Here is a 21,139-nt window from a genome sequence, read left to right as displayed (position 1 = left end):
TAAACTGCCTTTTCGGTAATCTTCAGATACCTGGCGATTTCATGAGTGCTGGTCTTATCATGAGTCAGTGCCTCGATAGCTCGCTGCAATTCGTCCTCATTCTCCGGGTCAACGCTGCTAGTTGCCTCGTCCAAAATGACAACCGGTGCATTTTTCAGCATGGCACGGGCGATGGCAATACGCTGGCGCTCCCCGCCGGAAAGGTGGGAACCGGCGCTGCCGACAACCGTATCATAGCCATTGTCCAGCCCGCGGATAAAGGCGTCGCAACCACTTTGTTCGGCGGCCTGTTCCACCTCCGCGTCTGTGGCGCTGGGTCTTCCCATGCGGATATTTTCCCGGATACTGCGGTTAAACAGGTAGTTGTCCTGAGATACATAGGAAATCTGATCTGCAATTTCAGACAGCGGTATATCCTTCAGCTCATGACCGCCGAGGGTAATGCTGCCGGATGTAACATCCCAATATCCGGCAATCAGCTTTGCCACCGTCGATTTGCCGGAGCCAGACGGCCCCACAAGGGCGGTCATGGTGCCGGGCCGGATGGTCAGGCTCACACCATGCAAAACCTCTGTTGTCCCGTCATAGGAAAAAGACACAGACCTAAGAGAAATGCCGGTATCTTCCAGCTTGACCGGCGTATCCTTATGGTTCAGTTCTTCAGCGTTCAAAAGCTGGCTGATTTCTTCCACATTTGTCCCTAATACGGCCAAATCGTCCGTAAAGGTAAAGGCTGCAACAATCGGCCCAATCAGTCCCAGCGAGAAAATTACGATAGACAGGAAAGTGGAAAGTTCCAGGCTGCCGGAGATCCAGAACGCGAAGCCGCAGGGCAGCACACAAATCAACACCGATGGCAAAATGGCGTTGTAGGCGCTCATGGTTTTTTGGTTTTCTCTCATCCAGTCCACATAGTAGTTGGCGTTATAGTTTACTGCGTCAGAATATTTTTTGTAGGAACCGGCGGATTGACTAAACGCTTTGACTACCTCAATCCCACCAATGTACTCTACAATGACATTTGCCATTTGCTTGCCTGCCTTAACCGCGCCTTCCCATTTGACGGGATAATTCTTCATGCCGGCAGACATGACAGCAAGGCCCACCACCAGCGTAACAAGTGACAGAAGCGCCATGCGCCAGTCCAAAAGGAACAGGTACACGGCGATAACAAGCGGTACCAGCACATTTGCCGTCATTTCCGGGATCAGGTGTGCGAAGGTTGGCTCCATACCTTCTACCCGGTCAACAATCGTCGTTTTATACTGGCCGGACGGAGTATCTAAAATCGTCCCCATCGGGACGCGGGCCAGTTTTGCGGTGATATTTTCCCGCAGATCGCGCAGCGTGTAATAGGTCGCTGTGTGGGAAATCGTTGTAGAAAGACAGGAAAACAGCACCTTCCCAAAGTATCCGCACAGTGCAATAATACCAGCGGTCACATAGCGGGAATAATTCTGTTCCCCAGACAACATCATTGTGACAATATGCGCCACGCAGAAATAGGGCACCATCTGGCAGGCAACGCCTAATACCGCAAGGATAATACTGCCAATGAATTTCCCGTGATAGGGTTTGCCCCATCCCCATAAGACGCCTATGGGCGACTCTTTCTTTTCCTCCTTCATTCTGTGGACACCTCCTTCTTCATATCACTCAGAAAAAACTTTAGCAGGCGTTTTCGGCCATCGCTGTCCTCTATGGAATAACTTTCCTGAATTTGCCCATTTTCTAAGTGAAGGACATAATTGCAACAGCGTAGAATAAATTCCGGGTCATGCGTTACCACAAGCGCGGTTCTTCCGGCATTTGCCACCTGATTGACAACATTAGCGACCTGCCTCATGTGAAACAGGTCAAGGCCGCTGGTCGGTTCATCAAATAAAATCAGAGGCCGCCCCGAAGCAATCGCAGAGGCAACCGCCACACGCTGCTTTTGGCCGCCGGACAGCCCCATCGGGTGGCAGTCCTCAAAGGAAAGCAAGTCCATCTCCTGCAAGATTTCTCTTGCCTTCTGTTTATCCTCGGTTCTCATACTGAGCAGAATTTCATCCAGAACACTTTCGGTAAAGAGCTGGTGGTTTACATCCTGCATGACCATATAGCAGAGTTTCAATCGTTCTTTTCTGGAATAGTTCTTGCTTTGATCCTGCACCGTTCCCTTGAAGTGCTTTTCCAACCCGCAGAGGCACCGAGCAAAGGTGGATTTTCCCGCACCATTATGTCCGATGATGGCCGTGGCGCTGCCGGATGGGAAAGAGGTTTCCGTTATATGCAAGGTTTCCGGCTCATGCTTATAGGCGAAGGACACATTCTTTATCGTCCAAACCGCCTCATTTATTCTCTGCGGCGTGCCTTCAACTTCTGAAAGCCCCGCAAGATCAAGAGGGCGCAATCCCATATCATCGCGCTGTCTTGCCGACAGGCCGCAAAATTCCTCTGCTGTATAATCACCTTCGATTTCTCCATCTTTTAGGTACAGGACACGGTCAAAGAGGCCGGACAGATAATACAGCCGATGTTCAGAGATGATGATGGTCTTTCCCTGCGATTTCAAAGTAAAGAGTAGCTGTCGAAAATCAGCGATAGCGTATGCGTCAAGGTTGGATGATGGCTCATCAAGCACATAAATATCCGGGTCAATCGCCGCTGCCGATCCGCAGGCGATTTTTTGCTTTTCACCGCCGGACAAAGAAAAAATACTTCTATCAAGCAGCGGCTCCAACTTTAGCTGTGCAGCTACACGCTTTACACGGTCACGCACAAGATCTTCCGCTATGCCGTGATTCTCTGAGCCGAAAGCCAGTTCGCTGGTCGTGTCCACATTGAAAAACTGAGAACGCGGATTTTGAAATACAGAACCGACTTTCAGAGAAATATCAAACAGTGACAGGTCACAGGTATCCTTTCCATCCAGATAGACGGAGCCGGTATAAGTCCCCTCATGATAATGGGGGATCAAGCCGTTAAACAACCGGGTCATGGTTGTTTTCCCACAGCCGGAAGTCCCGCAGAGCAGGACAAAAGAACCGTCCTCAATAGTGCAGGAAATATGTTTTAAAGCGCCACCGGCCTGCCTCTCACTGTCGGGAAGGGTACTGGCAGGATAAGAAAAGGATACATCTTGACATTCAATCATTTCCTTCACCCCCTTGCGGCAAGCACATAGATTTGCGCTGCAAATGCTCCCAGACAGATCAGCAGGAAAATAACATCCTGCACATGAAAACCCAGCTTACAGATATTCGTCCGTTTTACCGGGCCTCCCAATCCCCGCGTAAGGGCTGCCTGGGACAGTTCCTCTCCGATTTTGACGGAGCAGATCATCATGGGGACAATCCGATACTCTAAAATCGCACCGACTTTTCCACCACCAAAGCGGACGCCACGCATCCGCATGGCGTCCCCAATAGCGCTCCATTCTTCCGCAACCGTGGGAAAGAAGCGAAACATCACAGACATAGGAATGGTAATCTGCTGCGGCAGGTGGAGCCGTTCCATCGCCGCAACAAATTCGCTGACCGTGGTTGTCGTTACCACGAAATATCCCATGACCACGCTGGGGGTGAACCTCAGCAGAATGCCAACAATGGCTACTGCAATGTAGTTTGCTACGCCAGCCAGTCGTGACAGACCGAACATTTCCAGGCACAGACTGCCTCCAAAAATCAGGATATAGAGAACAGCGCCTTTCCATTTTCTGGCCGCTGACAAAAGTAACAGCGGGATCGCCGCCAACACGATGATGTAATACTGCATGATACCTTCATACGAACCGCCTAAAATAAAGACAGCTATGGTAATCAGTACCGCCAGTTTTGTCCGGGGATCTAATAAAATTCCGCTATTGTTTTTTTGACTTGCAAGAAGTTCGCGGCTCATTATACAATTCCTGCCCGCTCAAAATGCTTTTTGAAAATCTTCCGTCCAATCAGACCGCCAACAAGACCGCTGACGAAAGCAGCGATAAGCAATACCGGCAAAATCCAGTCGGGCATATAAGCCATAAGCGTATCGGCATATTCCTGACCGTAACCGGGGAGCAGGTTCTGGTAGTAAGCGTCACGCGTCACAACGATGGGAATAAAGGCGCCGATTACCCACATGGAAAAAACGCCGTGAATCAACACTTCACGCTTGGCATTTTTGTAGTCACAGGCTTTCATCATAAAATCGGAAATCAGCCCGAAGATCAGCCCGGTAGGGATGCACCACCAGCCCATGCCGGTCAGCAGCATAATGATACCCAGCAGCACTCCGCAGATGGTAAGCATACCGAATTTCTCAATTTTGGAGAAGAACAACATCATCGGAATACCGCCCACAAGCGGCACGACCACGCTGATAAGCGGAATGAAAATCGGGATAAAACCGATGGACGCCGCAGCGAAAATGACGATAAAATAAATCGCCGTGAAAATACCGATATTGATGAGATCCTTTCCTTGCAATTTGTTGTTCATTGCGAAACCTCCTAACATGATTACTTTCGTCTTGATTAGTTCTTGCTAACCAACACTAATGATAGCATAAATTCAGCTGTGCTTCTATGCACATATCGGTATTTTAAGCCCGTATAGCAAGGAGCTTTTTCGCTCTGCCAGAATATCCATTGACCAGGAGTTTTCTCGCAGGTATAATAATATCAGCGATTTTGCGTGATGAAAGGGGCGAAGCAGTTGCGTAACATGATATACAACATTTTAGAAAACAGCGATGCTGTTTCTGGTGTAACCTTGAAAAACAGTCCAAATAGCAGCACATTGCTTTTGGATCGGGCAGATGGCAAGGGACGCATGACATTCCATACGCTCTTTCCGGGGCTGACTTTGGCTTTTATTTTTGTAAACGCTCCCGTATGGCCGGAGTCGGATGAAAATTCAAATCTAAAGCCTTTGCTGATTAACTATTGCGTTTCGGGCAGAAGTGAATTGCTTCTGGATGACGGCTCCTACATTTACCTGAAGGAAAATGATTTTTGTGTCAGTGAACAGACCGCACAGAAAGAATATATCTTTCCCACACGGCAATATCAGGGCATAAAAATATACTTTGACCTGCCACTTCTTTTACAGTCCTGCGGTGAACTTTTGAAATCTTTTTCACTTGACCTCCCTACGCTGGAAGAAAATTATTGTGGCAACCATAAGACATATATCAACGGAGCGGACAGTGAGCTGGAAAATATATTTCAAAAACTCTGGCGGCTATCTGAAAAGCCCTCTGCCTTCCATTTGCAAATCTATACGCTTGAACTTCTCCACCGGCTTTTTAACATGGAAATCCGGCCTCCGAAAACCTGCGGCTTCTACACGGAAACGCAGGTTGAAATTGCAAAAAGGGCAGCACAAATTCTTTCTAATGATCTTCGCCAGCACATCCCTATAAGGCAGATTGCAGAACGATTTTCGGTCAGTGAAACCAGCCTTAAGAATTATTTTCGAGGCGTATATGGACAGAATATATCCACCTGGCTACGGGAAATCCGTATGAACGAAGCCGCAAGGCTTCTTTCGAACACAAAGCGTCCGATTGCCGAAATATCAGGACAGGTTGGCTATTCTAATCAAGGAAAATTTGCAGCTGTATTTAAAAAACAGCTTGGATTATCACCCTTAGAATATCGACGATTCAAAAATTTGGAAAAATACTAAAGCCGAGATAGATTAATACTCTCGGCTTTACTCATTTCACATTCACAATTTGGCATTCAAAAACTAATTGTTTGATCCACTCCTTCTCTTTGATATTTGCTTGTTCGTAATAATTATAGATTTCCTCTACAGAGAGTTCTTTTAAAACCTTCTCTCCATTTTCTTCACATTCTTGTACTAAGCATCACTTAGCAAACTCATCAGATCAACCATTCCTTTCCATCAGATATTCAAACAGTGCCTCGGTAAACTCTTCTTTCTTTGCTCTTGAAACATTCAGTTCTATTCCGCATTTCAACCGTAGTACGCCTTTTTCTAACCCTTCTACTTTTCCCAAATTAACAATGTAACTATAATGCGTCCTAAATGACCTTGTCTCTTATAAAAAATGAAACGAAAGTAAGTTTCTTTTACTGCCAGCCTTAGAAAATTACTACCAGCAGCATCTTGAACTGTTCCTGTCCATATACCGCATGGGGATGTTTTGCTGGCATGACGATGGAGTCGCCTTCTTTTAGGATATATTCCTCGCCGTCAATAGTTACTTTTCCTACACCATCCAGACAGGTCACGAAGGCATCCCCGCCGGATTTATGGGTGCTGATCTCTTCGCCTTTGTCAAAAGAAAACAGAGTAACACTTACGTGTTCGTTCTGCGCCAGTGTTTTGCTGACTACCTGTCCGTCCTGGTATTCTACCTGCTCTTTTAAAGCCATGACTTCTGCTTTGTTGATGTTCTTAATTCCTGTCATTTTTTATGTCTCCTTTTTTAATTTATATTGTACCCAGTACAGTGAAAATTAAGTATCTGCTATATTGACGCAGTATATGAAAAGTCAAATTAATCAACATAGTGGCTACTTAATATTCGCTGTACTAAGCATAATGTGCCTGTTATACTTCACAATAATACAAGAAGGATCTAAGTTTCTCCCATCCTGCCTCGTCGAAGTCCCCATCCAGGGACAGGTCATAAACTGGTGCCTGGCAGTGGTCGTGGATTCCTCTCATATTCAGCACCATAGCAGTGTTTTCATAGCGTGGTGCCATCATCAGGATACCGCTGCAGTTCTCACCCAGTTCCAGTGCTTTTGCATAACGGTATCGTCCATTGGCACCAGAGTAGTCTGACAGATACTCATCGGCACGTTTTTGAAGCCCACTTAGGTCTTGGCTGAAGCTGCTTCTATCTCCCAGGCGCTCATGGATTGCCAACAGCTGTTTTTCCAATTTCTGGAAAAACTCTGTCGCATTTTTATTGCCAGAGGCTTCTTTCCACAGAAACAGCATCATCTCAGACAGCGGTGCCCGGCGGCACAGGATTCCTTCATACTCCAGCTGCTCCAGGATTCCCTCATTTAAGCTGGTCAGGCTGGCAGAGGTTCCAACTAATCCCAGTGATTTGGCTGAGGTACTTTCTTCTCCGATCTCCTTCGCCCAGCGGCGCAGGTCTTTCCACTCATGGAGGCTGCCATCTGGAAGCAGAGAGCGGTAACACTGATCCCGCATATGCGGATCGGCACTGTAAAGGATGTCGCCGCAAACCAGAGCCTTCATCAGAAGCTCCGGATCATCTGCGGTCACTGGAAGTGTCTCCAGGATCGGCGCGATAATGTCCACATGCTCATATCCCTTGCGGTCCAGTACCGTCCGGACGGCTCTTGCATACTGTCCATCTGCATCTGCACCCTCGTTAAATGGGATCAAGAACTGCAAATCCTTCTGCTCTTCTTTCGGTGTCTCTTCCAACAAGGTCAAAATCTGACCTAACATCACTGGGAACGGCAGATATTCCTTGGAGTTGGTCTCTGCACGTCCCTTCATCAATACTTCACGGGAATAGTCTGGCAGTGTTTTTCTCTTTTTATAGCCGCACTGTTCAAAATAGTTTTCCAAGTACCAAGTGTGGTAACCAAGATCCGGCAGTACAAGTGTCTTGTCCTCATCCGGCTTGAACTTAATATTGGCTGGCTTCATCTTCACATCCAGGATGTTAAAATCTTTTGGCATCTGGGCTGGCGGTCTGTGGGAGATACTGTTAAGGAACGCCTCAATACGGGTAATAATACCGACTGCCGAATACTGCTCATCCACCTCAATCTGAAGGTACGGCTTATCCCCCATCTCTTCACGGAACATATGGTTTACAAGGGTATCAGGACCGCATCCGTGGTTGGTAAGGTAAACGGCATACAGGTTCGGATGGTGGGCCACGATCTTCGCACCGGATAACAGGTGGTCACCGAAATGATATTTTTTCTTTTGCGAATGATTCCGTTACACTCATTAATTAGTATTCGGGTGATCCAGGTTCGGAAAAATTTCTCTTTTTTTAATGTATCCAGCTTTTCATATGCTTTGAGAAGCGTTTCCTGAACAGCATCACAACAATCTGCATCATTTTTTAAAATGGATTTGGCCACATGATACAGCATCGCTTCCGCATCGTGGACCTCCTTAATAAATGCACTTTTTGTCATAGCCTGTTTCTCCTTTGGTCCGGACATTTATACACGTGTTTTTTTATTTTACATCAATTAGATGCATTTGAACATCAATCGGTTCTCCCCAAACAGTTTTTTCTAAAAATAAAACAGTTTTTTTGAAGTAACTGGTTCTTGACACATAATATACCTTGCAATATTGAAGGAAACTGATTTAATCCGAAACCAAAGAGAAGAAAAGTTTATTTATTAGGAATTAAATACTTCCGTATTGAAAGATGTCATGCTGTGGATCACAGATTTGAAAGGAACATCGGACGATGAAGGAAATGATAAAAAAATATAGAGGTTCATTAATTAGCTCTATACTGATAATCCTCACAGAAATGTCACAGACAGGTGCCTTTTATCAGCTGAAATCTCACAATTTTGTGACATTTGAAAACGGCCACCCTTTCGGATGACCGTTTCTCGTCTGTGTATCTTATTCAGCAATGCGTAGCCGTTCCACAACTGTTTTCTGTGCCATTTTGTTATAGCAGACCAAAGGTACAAAGGCGGTAATGAGAACTAACGGTATTACACAGAGGAACACAGGAAGCAGGGTAAAATGCCATGTAAAATAACTTAATTCTGCCCCCATCATTCGAACCACTGTCAGACTCCCCACGATAGAGATGAGCAGGGAACATATAAGCCCCAATGCGGAATACCCAATCCCCTCAATCATTAGCATCTGTTTGACTTGTCGGCCGGTCATACCTACCGATTGCAGCATGGCCAATTCTTTGTATCTGGACAAAATAGAGGTCATCATGGAATTGATAAAGTTCAGTATGTCAATCAACGCCAGAATCGCACAAAGAGCACCTCCCACAAGACGGTACATGTTAATCATCCCATCAAAAGTCTGCCGCAGTGTCACTTTTGACAGATAATCCAAAGCTGTGTCCGTATTTGTAGTGTAGTTTTTCAGCCAGTTTTCCGTGGCAAGCTGGTATTCATTATCTACATTGAAGATGGTTTTCATGGCCGGCTGGTCGGCGGATACCATATTTCCCAGCAGCTCATTTGTCGGGAAAATATAATCCAGTCCCATATCTACTTGTAAAGGTGTTTCTAACGCTTTCGGTATATCTACCACAGCCAATACATCATATATTTTGTTTGTTCCATCAAGCTGCTGCACACAGATCTTGTCTCCCGGTTGATACAAACAGAGAGAACCGTCACTCATCATCCGCAGCGGTGTTACATACACGCCGGTTCCAGCTCTCCATTTTTCCATGTTCAGCTCTCCATCCAAAACCCGCACATACTCTGCCGGAAAGTCGTCTAACCCGTACACATTGACACCATGTTCCTGTCGAACCCTATAATTTCCCAGCTCATTTGCTATATCACGGGAAGAAACTGCAAGTTCCTGCAACTTTGTAAGATCATGTTTGGAAAGCGGCTGTTTGGAAGTCCACAGGTACACATTGCCTATATCTTCAAGACCATTCAACCTTTCAGCCTCACGAATGAAATCCTGGCTCACATTCGCCGTGTTATACGGGGCATAGCTGTTGATTACCGTTGTATCGGACACTGTAAAATCCGTAAGACTAAAATCAGCCACAAACTTATCGAAATCAAAGGAAGTTACATAGGTATAGACACTGTTCAAAAGAACGATGCTGAGTGCAAAGGACAAGGTGACAATCGTTACTTTTTTCTTATTGCGGCCAAGATTGCTTTTTGCCATCATAACTGTGCTTATACGTTTACTGCGACGGTCTTTCTTTTTTCCTCCTGCCTGCTCGACATAGTGTAGCGCCTCTATCGGGGAAACCTTGGCTGCCATCGCAGCAGGTTTTTGGCAGCTAATCAAAACAGTAATCATAGAAAAAACAATCGCCACCAAAAAAATCGACGGATTTACCGTAGTAACGACCCTTATATCATCCGTCAGCATATTTACAATCGCAGGCAGCAGCAATCGACCAATTGGCCATCCCAACAATAGACCAATAGGTATACCCATAAGAGATAGCTTAATTGCTTTTCTATAAACGATTTTTCTTATTTGTCTTGCAGTGGTTCCCAGTGTTTTCAACATTCCATAAAACCGAATATCCTGTGCGATAGAAATATAAAACACATTGTAGATTAGAAGATACCCTGCGATAAAGATAACCGCAATACCAGCTACAAGGGGCAGCATGGAAGAAAAACTGACCGTTGCCGTTTGGTAAGCGTCGTTAATACTTACCCGTTCATCTAAACCGTATTTGGAAGTCACATCTAATGCCTGCTTTTCAATGTTCCATGCCGTAGGCATCATCATAACAGCATCAATATAACCGGTTCCCACAGGTGGGGTTGTTCCGTCCGTTTCCCCGTGGATGACAGGAGCTACCTGTTCCGTATATTCTTTGGATAATAGAATTGTTTGACGATACGCCACAGCATCCCCATCCCAAATGCCGCAAAGCGTAAAGGTATCGCTAAATGTATCCGTATCAGTTATAAAGGTCAGTTCCATCTGTGTACCAACCTCATCAGGTAATCCCATCGCTGCCAGAACAATACGGCTGGTGGCAATCTCATTTTTCTGTTCCGGCAGATATCCGGTGTCGGGGGTGTTAAAAGTTAGTTCTGCATAGGTTTCATCACTATATCGCAGTTCCGTGGGTGTCTTGTTGAACTTATCACCCACGGCATTTCCTATGATAATCGAGTATCCGCTGTCCTTCACCCCTGTATCCGATGACAGCCGTTCATATTCTTCCCAAGATAAACGCTTGATACCTGCATGGGCAGAAGTGCCGGTTGTCCTCATATTACTTTCCTGCATAGCAGTCTGCAAGCTAATGGCAATTGTAAACAGGCTGGTAAAAAGCAGTGTGGCAAGCAAAATCGCCAATACAGCAATGGTGTTTCTCCGGGCTTTCAAAGAACGCTTTGCCAGAAGTTTCAGGACAGGTCTGTTGTTATTCCCAAATAAAATATCTGTCATATTTTCGCCCTCCTTTACTTGGAAATTCTGCCGTCCTCAATACGGATAATACAGCCGGCAAGCTGGGCAATCTCATTGTTATGAGTAATCATCACAATGGTCTGATGGAATTTCTGGCTGGTAACTTTCAAAAGTCCTAATACATCACTACTTGTCCTGCTGTCAAGGTTTCCGGTCGGTTCATCGGCCAAGACAATGGCTGGTTTGGAAACAAGGGCACGCGCAATTGCCACACGCTGTTGCTGACCGCCGGAGAGGTTGTTGGGCATATTGTTTAGCTTATCCTCCAGTCCCAGCATCTGCACTACTTCTTTCATAAACTTCTTATCTACCTTGTTTCCGTCCAGTTCCACAGGCAGCACGATGTTTTCGTAGACATTCAGCACCGGCACCAGATTGTAGTTCTGGAAGATAAAGCCGATGTTACGTCTGCGGAAGATGGTAAGCTGTTCATCCTTGAATTCAGAGAGTTCTTTTCCTTTTACTTGAATGCTACCGGAAGTCGGTGTATCCAAACCGCCCATCATATTCAGCAAGGTGGACTTACCACTGCCGGAAGTACCAACGATGGCAACAAACTCTCCCTCCTCAATGGAGAGGGTTACGCCATCCAATGCTTTTGTGATGTTCGGCTCAGTGCCGTAATATTTTTTTAAATCTGTTGTCTGCAATATGCTCATATAGAACACCATCCTTTCTTTGTGATGGTTTTATCATAAAGACCGAACCTCACAGAAATGTCACGAGCTACAAAGAATTTATAAGAAATTCGGTTCCAAATGTCATAAGTCTGTGACATTTCAATTTTGAGGGAATGTCGGTACTACTTTCGGAGCAGGAAAACAGAAAAGGTTGAGCCTTGCCCAATCTCTGATGCCACCCGGATATAGCCTTCCTGCAAGGTTATGATCTCACGGGCCAGATACAGACCAATCCCAATCCCCTCCACATCATGTACCGCATCTTCCCGGTAAAACCGTTTGAAAATCGTCCCCTGATGCTGCTCCGAGATGCCGATGCCGGTGTCGGCAATGTTGATCTTTACATACATTTCCCAGCCTTCCACAGACACACGGATCTGTCCGCCTGCCGGGGTGTACTTCACTGCGTTATCCAGAATGTTGAACAGAGCTTCGCTTGTCCATTTTCTATCGTGTCGCGCATCCAGATGCTCTGGACATTCCACCTGTACATCTATTTGTTTCTTTTCAGCATTGAACAAAATCCAGCCCAGGGCTGTGGCAAGGGTATCATAAACCGGCTGCTGTTTTTGATCCAACGAAATGACTCCAGTTTCCAAGCGGGAAGTTTTAATCATGGCCTGCATGAGAAAGTCCAGCTTATCAAGCTGACTAGCCTGGGCTGTCAGAAATTCCTTTTGCTTCTGCGGAGGAACCTCGTTTTCAAGCAGCGTGTTGTTGATTATCTTCAAGTTGGCAATCGGGGTCTTGACTTGATGGGAAATATCAGAGATCAGCTCTTGCAGGTCAGCTCGTTCCTTTGCGATGTTGTTTTTATTTTCCTGCATGACTTCGTACAACCGCCCCAGTCGGTAGTTGATTTTATAAAATAGGCTTTCTTCCTCAATCGTCTGCTTCGGCTGCATAATATCCCCGGAGAGCATATCATCCATTTGACCACAAAAGGAATCGGAGAACATGACCAGTTTCCGACGGATCAGGGTCACAAAGCAGATGACGCAAAGCAACACAAAGACACTGAACAAGAACACATACCCGACAGCGGTTATATTCTCGGTCAGCAGATAAATAGCGGCAGAAACCACACCAATTGCCAGCAGCAAGAGTATTCCCAAAAGGATACAGGCTTTGTTGATGGAGAATTTTCGTATATTCATTTCAGCGTCCCTCCAATCCACATATAGCCCATGCCGTACACCGTCTTAATGTACTGGCGGCCTTCCGTTTCAATTTTGTTTCTCACCCGGCTGATGGCTGCGGTCAGGGCGTGTTCATCCACAAAGTTTCCATCGGCATCCCACAGTTTTTCAAGTAGCATCTGCCTAGTCAAAACAATCTGCGGATTTTTGGTCAGGATTTTCAACATCCGATATTCCAACGGAGTGAACACCAGCGGCTTACCGGACAGGGAAGCAGTCATCTCTGAGAAATTGATGGATAGTGCGCCATCCTCATAGCAATCTCCGCCACTCTGTTTCGCCAGCCACCCCAATACCACGGACAGCTTTTTTTGAAAGACGCTCATGGGAAAAGGCTTGGTCACATAGTCCTCAGCTCCCAGCTCATATCCTTTGAGCATATCACTCTCCATATCATTTGCGGTCAGGAAGATCACCGCTGTATCTGACCGGCGCTCTTTTACTTCACCGCAGAAATCAAAGCCATTCCCATTTGGCAGGTTTACATCCAGCACGATCAGGTCATAGTCCTGCTTAGTTAGAAAATTACTGGCTGCTGATTTTGTCAATGCAGAGTCCACGACATAGCCCGCAGCATCCAAGTTATAGCACAAGGTATTATTCAAAAGTCGGTCATCCTCGACTACTAAAATTCGCATTGTATCACACTCCTTCATTCTTAGTGTAGCATTCAAATGTCACAGAAACCTCACAAGAAACTATTTCTTGTTTCCTTTGTATCTCTTATCGAGTGGTTTTTGTGCTTCTCTTGGTATCAGCCAAACACCGGCCATTTTCACAGCGCCGGGGACACGCTCACCAGCACAATAATAATTTACCCTACGAGGTGCCACGCCCCACTTTTCGGCGGTCTCTTTCAATGTCATATAGTCCATTTCGCACCTCCAGTAATAAAATGTCAATAGTTTTTTAATCACTTTTTTCAAAAAGGCAAAAAAAATAGAACGTATAGATTATTTCCATACGCTCTATCTCACATTTCATATTAAATTTTTTGAATTCTACAAACCTGAAGTTGAAGAGCAATAGCTCTACCGTTCATACGATGCAATGATTTCTTTGCTGTCTGCAATTCTATAATCAAGTGTTTCCAAATTACCAATCAAGTCAAATGTCATATCTGCATTAACCTGCAATTCATCTTCAATCCTGGATGCAGACGGTTCATCTTTTAGAAAAACGGTTAATCCATAAGGCTCTGTTTCAGACTGTATCTCTATACTGTCATATGAGTATCCCTCCGGATACTCTTGCCCACTTACAATATTTATAACGTTCGAAGAATCTCCTACATAATCTGTCTTATACTGCGACAGGTCAGGAATTTCGTACAATTTTTCTTTTTTTCCGCACGCCGAAATCAACATTATTGATACCGTAACTAACATAATTGCAAGTACTTTTTTCTTCATAAAACATCTCCTGAAAACTTTTATTTATCTTCTGACTCAAATCCGAGTTCTTTCAGTTCTTTTTCGTTTCTGACATCTTCATCCGTTTTCTTTCCAGTGATGGCACTGTAGGCTTCTTTGATTCCATTTTTCACTGCCCATTTGATAACGAAATACAGCGCAATCAAAATAACAATTGCAGTTCCTCCGCTTATGCCTAATTCATTCCACATAATCATTAACTCCTCCGATTTCGTGACTTTCAATTTATTTTCAATTTTGCAGGCTGGAATCTATCATTGAATAAAACACATCCATACTCCAACTACTATGAGCAATATACCTGATATTCTTCCTGCAAATTTTGACTTTTGATATCCTAGAAAATATATTGTTTCGGGAGTTGTAAATGGCAATAAAACAACATCTATACCCATTACTATAATTCCAATTCCTATTATGAAGACATTATTGTTAGAAATAATGCCATAAAACATAACTAAGAATCCCAAAATAATGCCTAATATAAAATACTTAATTTTATGGTTGTCTTTATCCACCATCTTTTCATAACAATTTTCACAATTACTATTACAAAATTCAAAATTGTCATTTAGTTTTTTGCCACAATATTTGCATTTTTTCATACTATTTTCTCGGTAATCCCCCCAAAATTTATTCATATATTCTCGATTTTTTCTGTTTTTTACATACAAGCTGGAAATTGTTACTTTCTACATAGCGTGTTTCCTAAAATGATAATTACCACGACATCAACCAAAATAATTCCCAATGCAATATATACAAAAAATGCAGGTAAAATATTTTCAAACAAGCCCATAGTTAATGCAAGAATTGCTATAATAGACATTCCAATTCCCATTGTTCTGCATAACTTCTTTTCATCATATTTTTCCTTTTCTTCTTTTGAAGCTGTATTATATCCAGAAATGAACCAGCTTCCGTGTCCAGAAAGTAAAATAATAGAAAGTACGGCAAATATCACAAAGACAATCCACACTATCCAATCAGAACCTGTTGCTAAATCTGATAATTTCATTTACAGACTCCTCCTTAAATTCTGTTTTGTTACTTATAGGATATCATATTTTTTCTTCAATTACATCCACCTAATTTTAATACATTGCCATTCGGCTTACTTCTGTAACCAGCATCCGGTTAATCTTCTCCTGCATTGTTTCCTTTGAATCTTCATTAAAATGATAACGGACAACATAGACCGTCTGACCGATTTTCTTTGTAAATGTGTTCCCCTCTGTTTTTGTATTCATCAAAAGAATCTCTTCCCGGTAGACCAGAGCTGCCTGTTTCCAGGGAAGTGAATCCGGGAACCTGTTCTTATATTTGATTCCATATAAAAGACTTCCAAGGCAGCAGATAACCGTGAGGATCACACAGGTGATTCCTGTAAATGGAGTGATCTTCAGACAAGCCAGCAGCCATTGCGCATATCCGCATACCGCAACCGCCAGTACCTTGGAAAACATCCAGCCATTATCATCAAATCCTCGAAACATCCTGGATGTTACCGGCATAAATACCAGTCCCAACAGAAACAGCATCTCCCACTAGGTTAAAAATGTAAAGAAATCAGAACCCAGGAGCCAGTAAGCAGTGCCTGCCAATAAAACAACCGGGGCAATCTTTATCAAATAAATTCGTTTCGCATTCAAGCCAGTATCCTTCCTTTTCCTGTTTTTATTATTACTGAGTTAGAATATCATTTTTTTCAAGCGTTCCTGTAAATATGGAATATGCTCCCGTTATCTTGCAGCTGCCGGAAATTTTCCCTTCATATTCAACCGCTACAAGATCTCCTGTCTTGATCTCCCCACTTTCACTCCATCTTTTTACCCTTATGTCATCTGTATATACCTTATATTCTTTTCCGGCTTTGGGGTTCCTACATAAAGCTGTATTATCAACTATCATATATCCATTTCCAATTTCCGTGACAGTTCCGGATATGGTTGGCGCACTGCTGCTGGATTTTGTTTCCGTGGAATGCTTTTGTACGTAACGGATGATTTGTCCTGCTGCTTCTTTTCCAATGAAATAGCTGTATTCATAGTCTAAAATATTGGTTGCGAAATAGCCGTCTTCAGAAATGTAGATCACCCGGTTATAAACACCCAGCGTTTCCGAGGTTGCAGTGAAAGCGAGATAAATACGGTTCTCTCTTTCAAAGAAATCACTTGTATTATCAAGTTTTGCATCACTGCGGCCCGCAAGGATCTGCCAGATCTCATCATCATTATCCAGCAAAAGTTCCTCTTTTTCCTCATAATTTTCACATTTTGTCACGTAGTTTAACTCTATATTTTGAGAAAGACCATACAGTTCCAGCAACTTCCCTAAAGTATCTGGAGCAGTGCTTTCATCAGCTGCATAAACATAAAATCCGTCTTCATTCCCTGCAGCAATCATCAGTTCTTCTGATATTCCATGAATCTTCCGCACCTCAAATGTTTCCGTATATTTTTTTTCGGTATCAGGATCAAGGCCTTCTGCTATACAGGAGCCAATCTCATCCCCTAGTGCATCTGTGTGGATTGGATTCTGGCTTTTTACGGTAAACTGTTTTCCATTAAACTTAATAGCAGGATACTTTTCAGCTGCAGTCTTGTATTTCCATGGCCATTCTATGGCTCGTTCTGTTTTAGAAACATGATATTTATATTTGCTTTCAGCTGTTGCGTCATTCTTTAAAAGATGCGGAATCAAAATACCTGCGATTACAAATAGGGTAAGACAAGCCGCAGCCGTCATCCATTTCATTACAGGATTATGCCTTTTCTTTGGCGGTGCTTCCAGTGTAGCAGTGATAAGCTCATTATCAATATAACCAATGGCATCTGCAATTTTGGGTATGTTCATAGATAGATTTCCTCCTTGATCAGATATTCTTTTAATTGGGCTCTGGTGTGAGCCAGCATATGTGTTACTTTGCGTTCAGTAAAACCACATCTCTCTGCAATAGCTATGTTAGATTCAAAATAAAAATATTTTAGAAGAAACACTCTCCGGACCACTTCTTTTTGTTTATTAAGAAAAATACTGATTGATTTTCCAATCTCTTCGTCATTCCTGCTCGGAGCATACCTTTCATCTGGCAGTATATCTGCAAGTTCATCCAATGCCATAACCATATCAGCGGATCGTTTTTTAGCTTTTTGTTTTCTAAATTTATCTATGGAAATACTTCTGACAATTTTGGAAATATAAGCCTTAAAGTTATCCGGCCTTGTAGGTGGAATTTTGTTCCACACTCCTAATATGTGTCATTCACACACTCTTCCGAATCCTGGAGGTTATTTAGGATATTATAGGCAATTTTATGACAAAGTTTTCCATATTTTATATCTGTTTCCTTAATTGCCTGCTCGTTTCTTTCAAAATAGAGTTCTATGATTTTTTTATCGTCTATGATATTCCCCTCCTCAAAAATGTTCTCAATTATAAAGTCGGCTTTTTTTGATGGGCGTCTCAAAAAATTTATATTTTTTTGAATTATAGCATAGAAAAAAGAGAACAGCTTTAGCCATTCTCTTTTTGTCATCTGAATCCAAATTTTTTTTATCAAGAATACCAATTTTCTACTGCTTTTCTTGATTTCGAATCTCCTTAATCAGCTCTACTGCATTTTCTGCATCATCAGTTTTTACGAATATATCCATTCCATATATTCCAAAGCCAGGTGCCCCATGCATCGCAACATTCGCACTTGCCTCCTGTGAAAAAGCCATTATTCCATTTTGTCTTAACATTTCCATGAGTTGTTCCGTTTCTATTATATTTTGTGCATTGTAAATCTTGATATATTCCATCTTAGATAATGGTGAAATTTCTTTTATATTTTGAGTATTTGTTGGATTTTGTTTCTTTTTCCGATTGATAAATGTCAGAATTCTAAGAATAATAAATGCGACAATAGTAATACCGATCCAAAATTCAAAAGCTAATCGTGTTATCTGTGTTTCTGTAGCTCCCATTCTTAACAAGCATACGCCATAGAGGAAAGCAAAAATTCCTGAACATAATACGCTGGTAAGAAAATCCCTCCATACAGTAGTATTTTGGGGCAAACATTTATCCCATATTCCATTGTATATCATAATAGTTGCATACAGGATTCCTCCGGCTAAAACACTTACTGTCTCTCCTAAAATAAAACGAATATTTATTGTCAATAACATTTGAATAATAATTGCCATTACACCAATCACAAACATTGATGCAAAGGCAAGATTTCCAGCCTGTAGTGCTTTTCGTTTTGTCCATTCTTCATACATTGCAACTTTGTCCAAAGTTTCTCTCATCTCTTTATTCATAGCCTGGCTCCTTTCTCCATCCAGGAGCTCTCTCATTTCAACATCGTAATATTCAGCAAGCTCAACAAGTATGCTAAGATCTGGCATATTTGTTCCTGTTTCCCATCTGGAAACTGTTCTTGCAGACACTCTGAATTTCTCAGCAAGCTGCTCTTGTGTCAGATTCTTTTCCTTACGACATTGCTTTAAAAAAGCTCCGATCTTTTTTGTGTCCATGTCTCTACCTCTCTTCCACTTACAGTTTACCAATATGTAACAAAATTACCACGACATAAAATGAGAATCCACGAATTTTCAACCAGACATTGTATGTCTACGATATTCAAAGTTACTTTCAACATCAAAAGTTGCTTTATGGTCATTCAAAATTATCAATCCTTCTTTTCAGCTTTAGGTTTATGATAGGCCATTTATATAAATTATCGTATTTTTTACTCTCCGGTCCAGCATTTTTTTCTGCAAACTGGAGGTATATCAGCCTTTCTTGTGAGTAGCAAAGTATTCTTTCAAAACAATCAGTGCTTCCTCTCTCAAAATGCCTGATTACAGTTTTATTATTCTGCTATGATTTTATGTAGTTTTATTAGTATGCAATACCACACTACAGTGCAGACAACCGTTCAAAAATATATTCCTTCTCTGATGACAAGTCTTCTCTAAACCTATAGCCCAGTCTGTTAAATTCTTGTATATCAGCTGGATTTTCAATCCCTCTTTCTGCCATAAATCTGACCATTTCGCCGCGGGCCATTTTTGCATAAGTACCTTTTGTTACCAGCTTTTCTCCGGATAATTCACAAAATGTAATCGTTATATACGTATCTTTTGGTGACAGATATTTTTCTATGCATTTCGAATATTCTTTTGATGCCAGATTAATAATGATCCGGCTGTCATCAATAACGGACTGATATAGCAGATCTCCCCAATAGTCATATAAATTTCGGGTATTTCCTATTGTAACCTTTGCCTGCATTTCCAGGCGATATGGTTTCACACCGTCCAGTGGCTTTAAGTTTCCATAAAATGCGGATAAAATTCTCAGATGCTTTTGGATATACTCAAACTGTCCGTCTTCAAACACTGCTGGTGCCATATACTGGAATGCAATTCCTTCATAAGACAAAATAGCTGGAGTAAGCATGTGATAAAGATCCATATTTTCTAATCTGTCAAAGTTCTGCCTGGCAATCTTGTCATTACATTTCCAGATTGCTTTCAGTTCCTCTTTTTCCAGGCTCTTCATCCAACTCAGTATCTTCGTTGTCTTATCAAGAAAATCCGGCATTCCTACGGGTGCTATGCTGTCCGTATCCGTAACCATCTTTTTTGCCGGTGATAATATAATCTTCATCACGCCAATTCCTTCAGCATATTTTCAGGATCATCTGCTGCTTTCACTTTATCATTTGCCTTTATGATAATTCCATGCTCATCAATCAGATAGGTCGTCCTTACTACTCCCATAGAGACTTTTCCATAATTCTTCTTTTCTTTCCAAACGTCATATGCCTCAATCACTTTGCGCTCCGGATCTGCCAATAAGGTAAATGCCAGTCCGTATTTTTCTTCAAATCTCTTATGAGAAGCTACTGAATCCTTACTAACACCAAGGATAACAGCTCCTTTTTCTGTAAACTGAGGATACCGATCTGAAAAGCCACATGCCTGTTTCGTACAGCCAGCTGTATTATCTTTCGGGTAAAAATATAAAATTACTTTCTTTCCGGCATAATCACTTAATTTATGCATGTTTCCGTTCTGATCCGGCAGTTCAAAATCAGGGGCTTTTGTTCCTGTTTCCAACATTTTTTAATCCTCCGTTTCTGTAGCTTCCGCTTTCTTTCTTGTTTTTTTACTGCCAGAAATCATTTTGTGTCCTGTATAGATAGACATTATCATACAAAGCAGAGAGCTTAGTGCAAAATATTTGTGACTTGATTTTAAGCCTTTATATCCTGTATAAACAGTTCCAATCATGGTAATAAATGCTCCTAACGACCAATATTTGTGTGCTTTCATGTGATTCCTCCATTTTTCAGTGTATTCAATTGTAATTATACTCTACCGCATTCCTATGTCAATTTTATAATAGATCCTTCCTATAAAATTTTTCAGAATATCTGATATGATACCCTCAAGTAGGGCATAAAAATATAAAAACCTACTTGAGGGTATCATATCAGAACTGGCGGTTATGTTTGAGGGAAGCACCGCCAGCGGTACAGAGCAGGCTTACCGGAAAGCGATGGATAAGCTGACAGAGCTTCTGATTGCCGAGGATGCCATCCATGCAGGCCGGCATATTTTTTCATTGCCATCCGATGTTCTTACAAAACATATACTTCTCCCCCCTTGATGCGTCATTCTTGTTCTGAAAACAGGAACAGAATTCTT

24 protein-coding genes and 2 pseudogenes are annotated in these 21,139 nt (G+C 42.6%); 2 read left to right on the top strand and 24 right to left on the bottom strand.

Annotated features, from left to right (window positions below; genetic code table 11):
• Positions 1-74: 74 nt before the first annotated feature.
• The 4 genes and pseudogenes from AB5642_RS07085 to AB5642_RS07070 all read right to left on the bottom strand — a co-directional run.
• A pseudogene (locus AB5642_RS07085) lies at positions 75-1,628 on the bottom strand (ABC transporter ATP-binding protein); the annotation flags it as partial.
• Positions 1,625-3,139, bottom strand: a complete 1,515-nt coding sequence (locus AB5642_RS07080; RefSeq protein ID WP_173719080.1) for an ABC transporter ATP-binding protein — start codon at positions 3,137-3,139, stop codon at positions 1,625-1,627. The gene AB5642_RS07080 and the pseudogene AB5642_RS07085, both read right to left, overlap by 4 nt.
• A 5-nt stretch (positions 3,140-3,144) precedes the next feature.
• Positions 3,145-3,882 carry an energy-coupling factor transporter transmembrane component T gene (locus AB5642_RS07075; protein ID WP_173719081.1) on the bottom strand — a complete coding sequence of 246 codons (738 nt, stop codon included), beginning with the start codon at positions 3,880-3,882 and terminating at the stop codon, positions 3,145-3,147.
• Entirely contained in the window at positions 3,882-4,463 is a 582-nt protein-coding gene (locus tag AB5642_RS07070; RefSeq protein WP_173719082.1) for an MptD family putative ECF transporter S component, read from the bottom strand. The genes AB5642_RS07075 and AB5642_RS07070 overlap by 1 nt, the downstream gene beginning before the upstream one ends.
• 225 nt (positions 4,464-4,688) lie before the next feature.
• Between AB5642_RS07070 and AB5642_RS07065 the strand changes: the two genes are divergently transcribed.
• Positions 4,689-5,654, top strand: coding sequence for an AraC family transcriptional regulator (locus AB5642_RS07065; RefSeq protein WP_173719083.1), 966 nt, complete (start codon positions 4,689-4,691; stop codon positions 5,652-5,654).
• 205 nt (positions 5,655-5,859) lie between these two features.
• On the opposite strand, the pseudogene AB5642_RS07060 reads toward AB5642_RS07065, so the two are convergent.
• The 20 genes and pseudogenes from AB5642_RS07060 to AB5642_RS06965 all read right to left on the bottom strand — a co-directional run.
• Positions 5,860-6,015, bottom strand: a pseudogene (locus AB5642_RS07060) (LytTR family transcriptional regulator DNA-binding domain-containing protein); the annotation flags it as partial.
• 61 nt (positions 6,016-6,076) lie between these two features.
• Entirely contained in the window at positions 6,077-6,406 is a 330-nt protein-coding gene (locus AB5642_RS07055; protein WP_173719084.1) for a cupin domain-containing protein, read from the bottom strand.
• 142 nt (positions 6,407-6,548) lie between these two features.
• A complete protein-coding gene (locus AB5642_RS07050; RefSeq protein WP_173719085.1) occupies positions 6,549-7,868 on the bottom strand; it encodes a hypothetical protein in 1,320 nt (439 codons plus the stop codon).
• Positions 7,799-8,134 (bottom strand): sigma factor, encoded by a 336-nt coding sequence (locus tag AB5642_RS07045; protein WP_330590286.1) that lies wholly within the window; start codon positions 8,132-8,134, stop codon positions 7,799-7,801. Before AB5642_RS07045 ends, AB5642_RS07050 begins: the two co-directional genes overlap by 70 nt.
• A 448-nt stretch (positions 8,135-8,582) precedes the next feature.
• Positions 8,583-11,099, bottom strand: coding sequence for an ABC transporter permease (locus AB5642_RS07040; protein WP_173719086.1), 2,517 nt, complete (start codon positions 11,097-11,099; stop codon positions 8,583-8,585).
• 14 nt (positions 11,100-11,113) lie between these two features.
• The gene (locus AB5642_RS07035) at positions 11,114-11,779 is read right to left on the bottom strand and encodes an ABC transporter ATP-binding protein (protein WP_173719087.1); all 666 of its coding nucleotides are present in this window, start codon (positions 11,777-11,779) and stop codon (positions 11,114-11,116) included.
• A gap of 143 nt (positions 11,780-11,922) precedes the next feature.
• Positions 11,923-12,957 (bottom strand): sensor histidine kinase, encoded by a 1,035-nt coding sequence (locus AB5642_RS07030; RefSeq protein WP_368371510.1) that lies wholly within the window; start codon positions 12,955-12,957, stop codon positions 11,923-11,925.
• On the bottom strand, positions 12,954-13,637 hold the full coding sequence (locus tag AB5642_RS07025) for a response regulator transcription factor (protein WP_173719089.1): 684 nt from the start codon (positions 13,635-13,637) through the stop codon (positions 12,954-12,956). Before AB5642_RS07025 ends, AB5642_RS07030 begins: the two co-directional genes overlap by 4 nt.
• 60 nt (positions 13,638-13,697) lie before the next feature.
• Positions 13,698-13,874, bottom strand: a complete 177-nt coding sequence (locus AB5642_RS07020; RefSeq protein ID WP_117854488.1) for a helix-turn-helix domain-containing protein — start codon at positions 13,872-13,874, stop codon at positions 13,698-13,700.
• Between the two features lie 156 nt (positions 13,875-14,030).
• A complete protein-coding gene (locus AB5642_RS07015) occupies positions 14,031-14,411 on the bottom strand; it encodes a DUF4825 domain-containing protein (protein ID WP_117854485.1) in 381 nt (126 codons plus the stop codon).
• Between the two features lie 20 nt (positions 14,412-14,431).
• Complete coding sequence (locus AB5642_RS07010; protein WP_173719090.1) at positions 14,432-14,623, bottom strand: DUF6019 family protein; 192 nt, start codon at positions 14,621-14,623, stop codon at positions 14,432-14,434.
• 63 nt (positions 14,624-14,686) lie between these two features.
• Positions 14,687-15,073 (bottom strand): hypothetical protein, encoded by a 387-nt coding sequence (locus AB5642_RS07005; RefSeq protein ID WP_227199062.1) that lies wholly within the window; start codon positions 15,071-15,073, stop codon positions 14,687-14,689.
• 44 nt (positions 15,074-15,117) lie between these two features.
• Positions 15,118-15,450, bottom strand: coding sequence for a DUF3784 domain-containing protein (locus AB5642_RS07000; RefSeq protein ID WP_117854480.1), 333 nt, complete (start codon positions 15,448-15,450; stop codon positions 15,118-15,120).
• 76 nt (positions 15,451-15,526) lie between these two features.
• Positions 15,527-15,961, bottom strand: coding sequence for a transposon-encoded TnpW family protein (locus AB5642_RS06995; protein ID WP_227199063.1), 435 nt, complete (start codon positions 15,959-15,961; stop codon positions 15,527-15,529).
• Between the two features lie 154 nt (positions 15,962-16,115).
• Positions 16,116-17,288 carry a hypothetical protein gene (locus AB5642_RS06990; RefSeq protein WP_173719091.1) on the bottom strand — a complete coding sequence of 391 codons (1,173 nt, stop codon included), beginning with the start codon at positions 17,286-17,288 and terminating at the stop codon, positions 16,116-16,118.
• Positions 17,285-17,680, bottom strand: a complete 396-nt coding sequence (locus AB5642_RS06985) for an RNA polymerase sigma factor (RefSeq protein ID WP_202017111.1) — start codon at positions 17,678-17,680, stop codon at positions 17,285-17,287. The genes AB5642_RS06990 and AB5642_RS06985 overlap by 4 nt, the downstream gene beginning before the upstream one ends.
• A 327-nt stretch (positions 17,681-18,007) precedes the next feature.
• Positions 18,008-18,958, bottom strand: a complete 951-nt coding sequence (locus tag AB5642_RS06980; RefSeq protein WP_173719092.1) for a helix-turn-helix domain-containing protein — start codon at positions 18,956-18,958, stop codon at positions 18,008-18,010.
• Positions 18,959-19,343: 385 nt separating this feature from the next.
• On the bottom strand, positions 19,344-20,096 hold the full coding sequence (yaaA, locus tag AB5642_RS06975) for a peroxide stress protein YaaA (protein ID WP_173719093.1): 753 nt from the start codon (positions 20,094-20,096) through the stop codon (positions 19,344-19,346).
• Positions 20,096-20,551, bottom strand: a complete 456-nt coding sequence (bcp, locus tag AB5642_RS06970; RefSeq protein ID WP_148462672.1) for a thioredoxin-dependent thiol peroxidase — start codon at positions 20,549-20,551, stop codon at positions 20,096-20,098. Before bcp ends, yaaA begins: the two co-directional genes overlap by 1 nt.
• Before the next feature lie 3 nt (positions 20,552-20,554).
• On the bottom strand, positions 20,555-20,764 hold the full coding sequence (locus tag AB5642_RS06965; RefSeq protein WP_148462673.1) for a DUF6219 family protein: 210 nt from the start codon (positions 20,762-20,764) through the stop codon (positions 20,555-20,557).
• Positions 20,765-20,939: 175 nt separating this feature from the next.
• Here AB5642_RS06965 and AB5642_RS06960 point away from each other — a divergent pair, with 175 nt between their 5' ends.
• Positions 20,940-21,101 (top strand): hypothetical protein, encoded by a 162-nt coding sequence (locus AB5642_RS06960; RefSeq protein ID WP_173719094.1) that lies wholly within the window; start codon positions 20,940-20,942, stop codon positions 21,099-21,101.
• Positions 21,102-21,139: the final 38 nt, after the last annotated feature.

It is taken from the genome of Ruminococcus sp. 1001136sp1_2201st1_G3_2201SCRN_220225 (genome assembly GCF_040924365.1).
Taxonomy (GTDB): Bacteria; Bacillota; Clostridia; order Lachnospirales; family Lachnospiraceae; genus Blautia_A; species Blautia_A faecis.
The sequence above is the reverse complement of the archived record's forward strand: the minus strand, read 5'-3'. Positions and strand labels throughout refer to the sequence as shown.

Coding starts and splice junctions, on each gene's coding strand:
- AB5642_RS06960 (WP_173719094.1), top strand. CDS start 20,940: ATGTTTGAGGGAAGCACCGCCAGCGGTACAGAGCAGGCTTACCGGAAA.
- AB5642_RS07010 (WP_173719090.1), bottom strand. CDS start 14,623: ATGTGGAATGAATTAGGCATAAGCGGAGGAACTGCAATTGTTATTTTG.
- AB5642_RS07075 (WP_173719081.1), bottom strand. CDS start 3,882: ATGAGCCGCGAACTTCTTGCAAGTCAAAAAAACAATAGCGGAATTTTA.
- AB5642_RS07040 (WP_173719086.1), bottom strand. CDS start 11,099: ATGACAGATATTTTATTTGGGAATAACAACAGACCTGTCCTGAAACTT.
- yaaA (WP_173719093.1), bottom strand. CDS start 20,096: ATGAAGATTATATTATCACCGGCAAAAAAGATGGTTACGGATACGGAC.
- AB5642_RS07070 (WP_173719082.1), bottom strand. CDS start 4,463: ATGAACAACAAATTGCAAGGAAAGGATCTCATCAATATCGGTATTTTC.
- AB5642_RS07015 (WP_117854485.1), bottom strand. CDS start 14,411: ATGAAGAAAAAAGTACTTGCAATTATGTTAGTTACGGTATCAATAATG.
- AB5642_RS07035 (WP_173719087.1), bottom strand. CDS start 11,779: ATGAGCATATTGCAGACAACAGATTTAAAAAAATATTACGGCACTGAG.
- AB5642_RS07000 (WP_117854480.1), bottom strand. CDS start 15,450: ATGAAATTATCAGATTTAGCAACAGGTTCTGATTGGATAGTGTGGATT.
- AB5642_RS07020 (WP_117854488.1), bottom strand. CDS start 13,874: ATGGACTATATGACATTGAAAGAGACCGCCGAAAAGTGGGGCGTGGCA.
- AB5642_RS07055 (WP_173719084.1), bottom strand. CDS start 6,406: ATGACAGGAATTAAGAACATCAACAAAGCAGAAGTCATGGCTTTAAAA.
- AB5642_RS07080 (WP_173719080.1), bottom strand. CDS start 3,139: ATGATTGAATGTCAAGATGTATCCTTTTCTTATCCTGCCAGTACCCTT.
- AB5642_RS07045 (WP_330590286.1), bottom strand. CDS start 8,134: ATGACAAAAAGTGCATTTATTAAGGAGGTCCACGATGCGGAAGCGATG.
- bcp (WP_148462672.1), bottom strand. CDS start 20,551: ATGTTGGAAACAGGAACAAAAGCCCCTGATTTTGAACTGCCGGATCAG.
- AB5642_RS06980 (WP_173719092.1), bottom strand. CDS start 18,958: ATGGACACAAAAAAGATCGGAGCTTTTTTAAAGCAATGTCGTAAGGAA.
- AB5642_RS06990 (WP_173719091.1), bottom strand. CDS start 17,288: ATGAACATACCCAAAATTGCAGATGCCATTGGTTATATTGATAATGAG.
- AB5642_RS07025 (WP_173719089.1), bottom strand. CDS start 13,637: ATGCGAATTTTAGTAGTCGAGGATGACCGACTTTTGAATAATACCTTG.
- AB5642_RS07005 (WP_227199062.1), bottom strand. CDS start 15,073: ATGAATAAATTTTGGGGGGATTACCGAGAAAATAGTATGAAAAAATGC.
- AB5642_RS06965 (WP_148462673.1), bottom strand. CDS start 20,764: ATGAAAGCACACAAATATTGGTCGTTAGGAGCATTTATTACCATGATT.
- AB5642_RS07030 (WP_368371510.1), bottom strand. CDS start 12,957: ATGAATATACGAAAATTCTCCATCAACAAAGCCTGTATCCTTTTGGGA.
- AB5642_RS07065 (WP_173719083.1), top strand. CDS start 4,689: ATGATATACAACATTTTAGAAAACAGCGATGCTGTTTCTGGTGTAACC.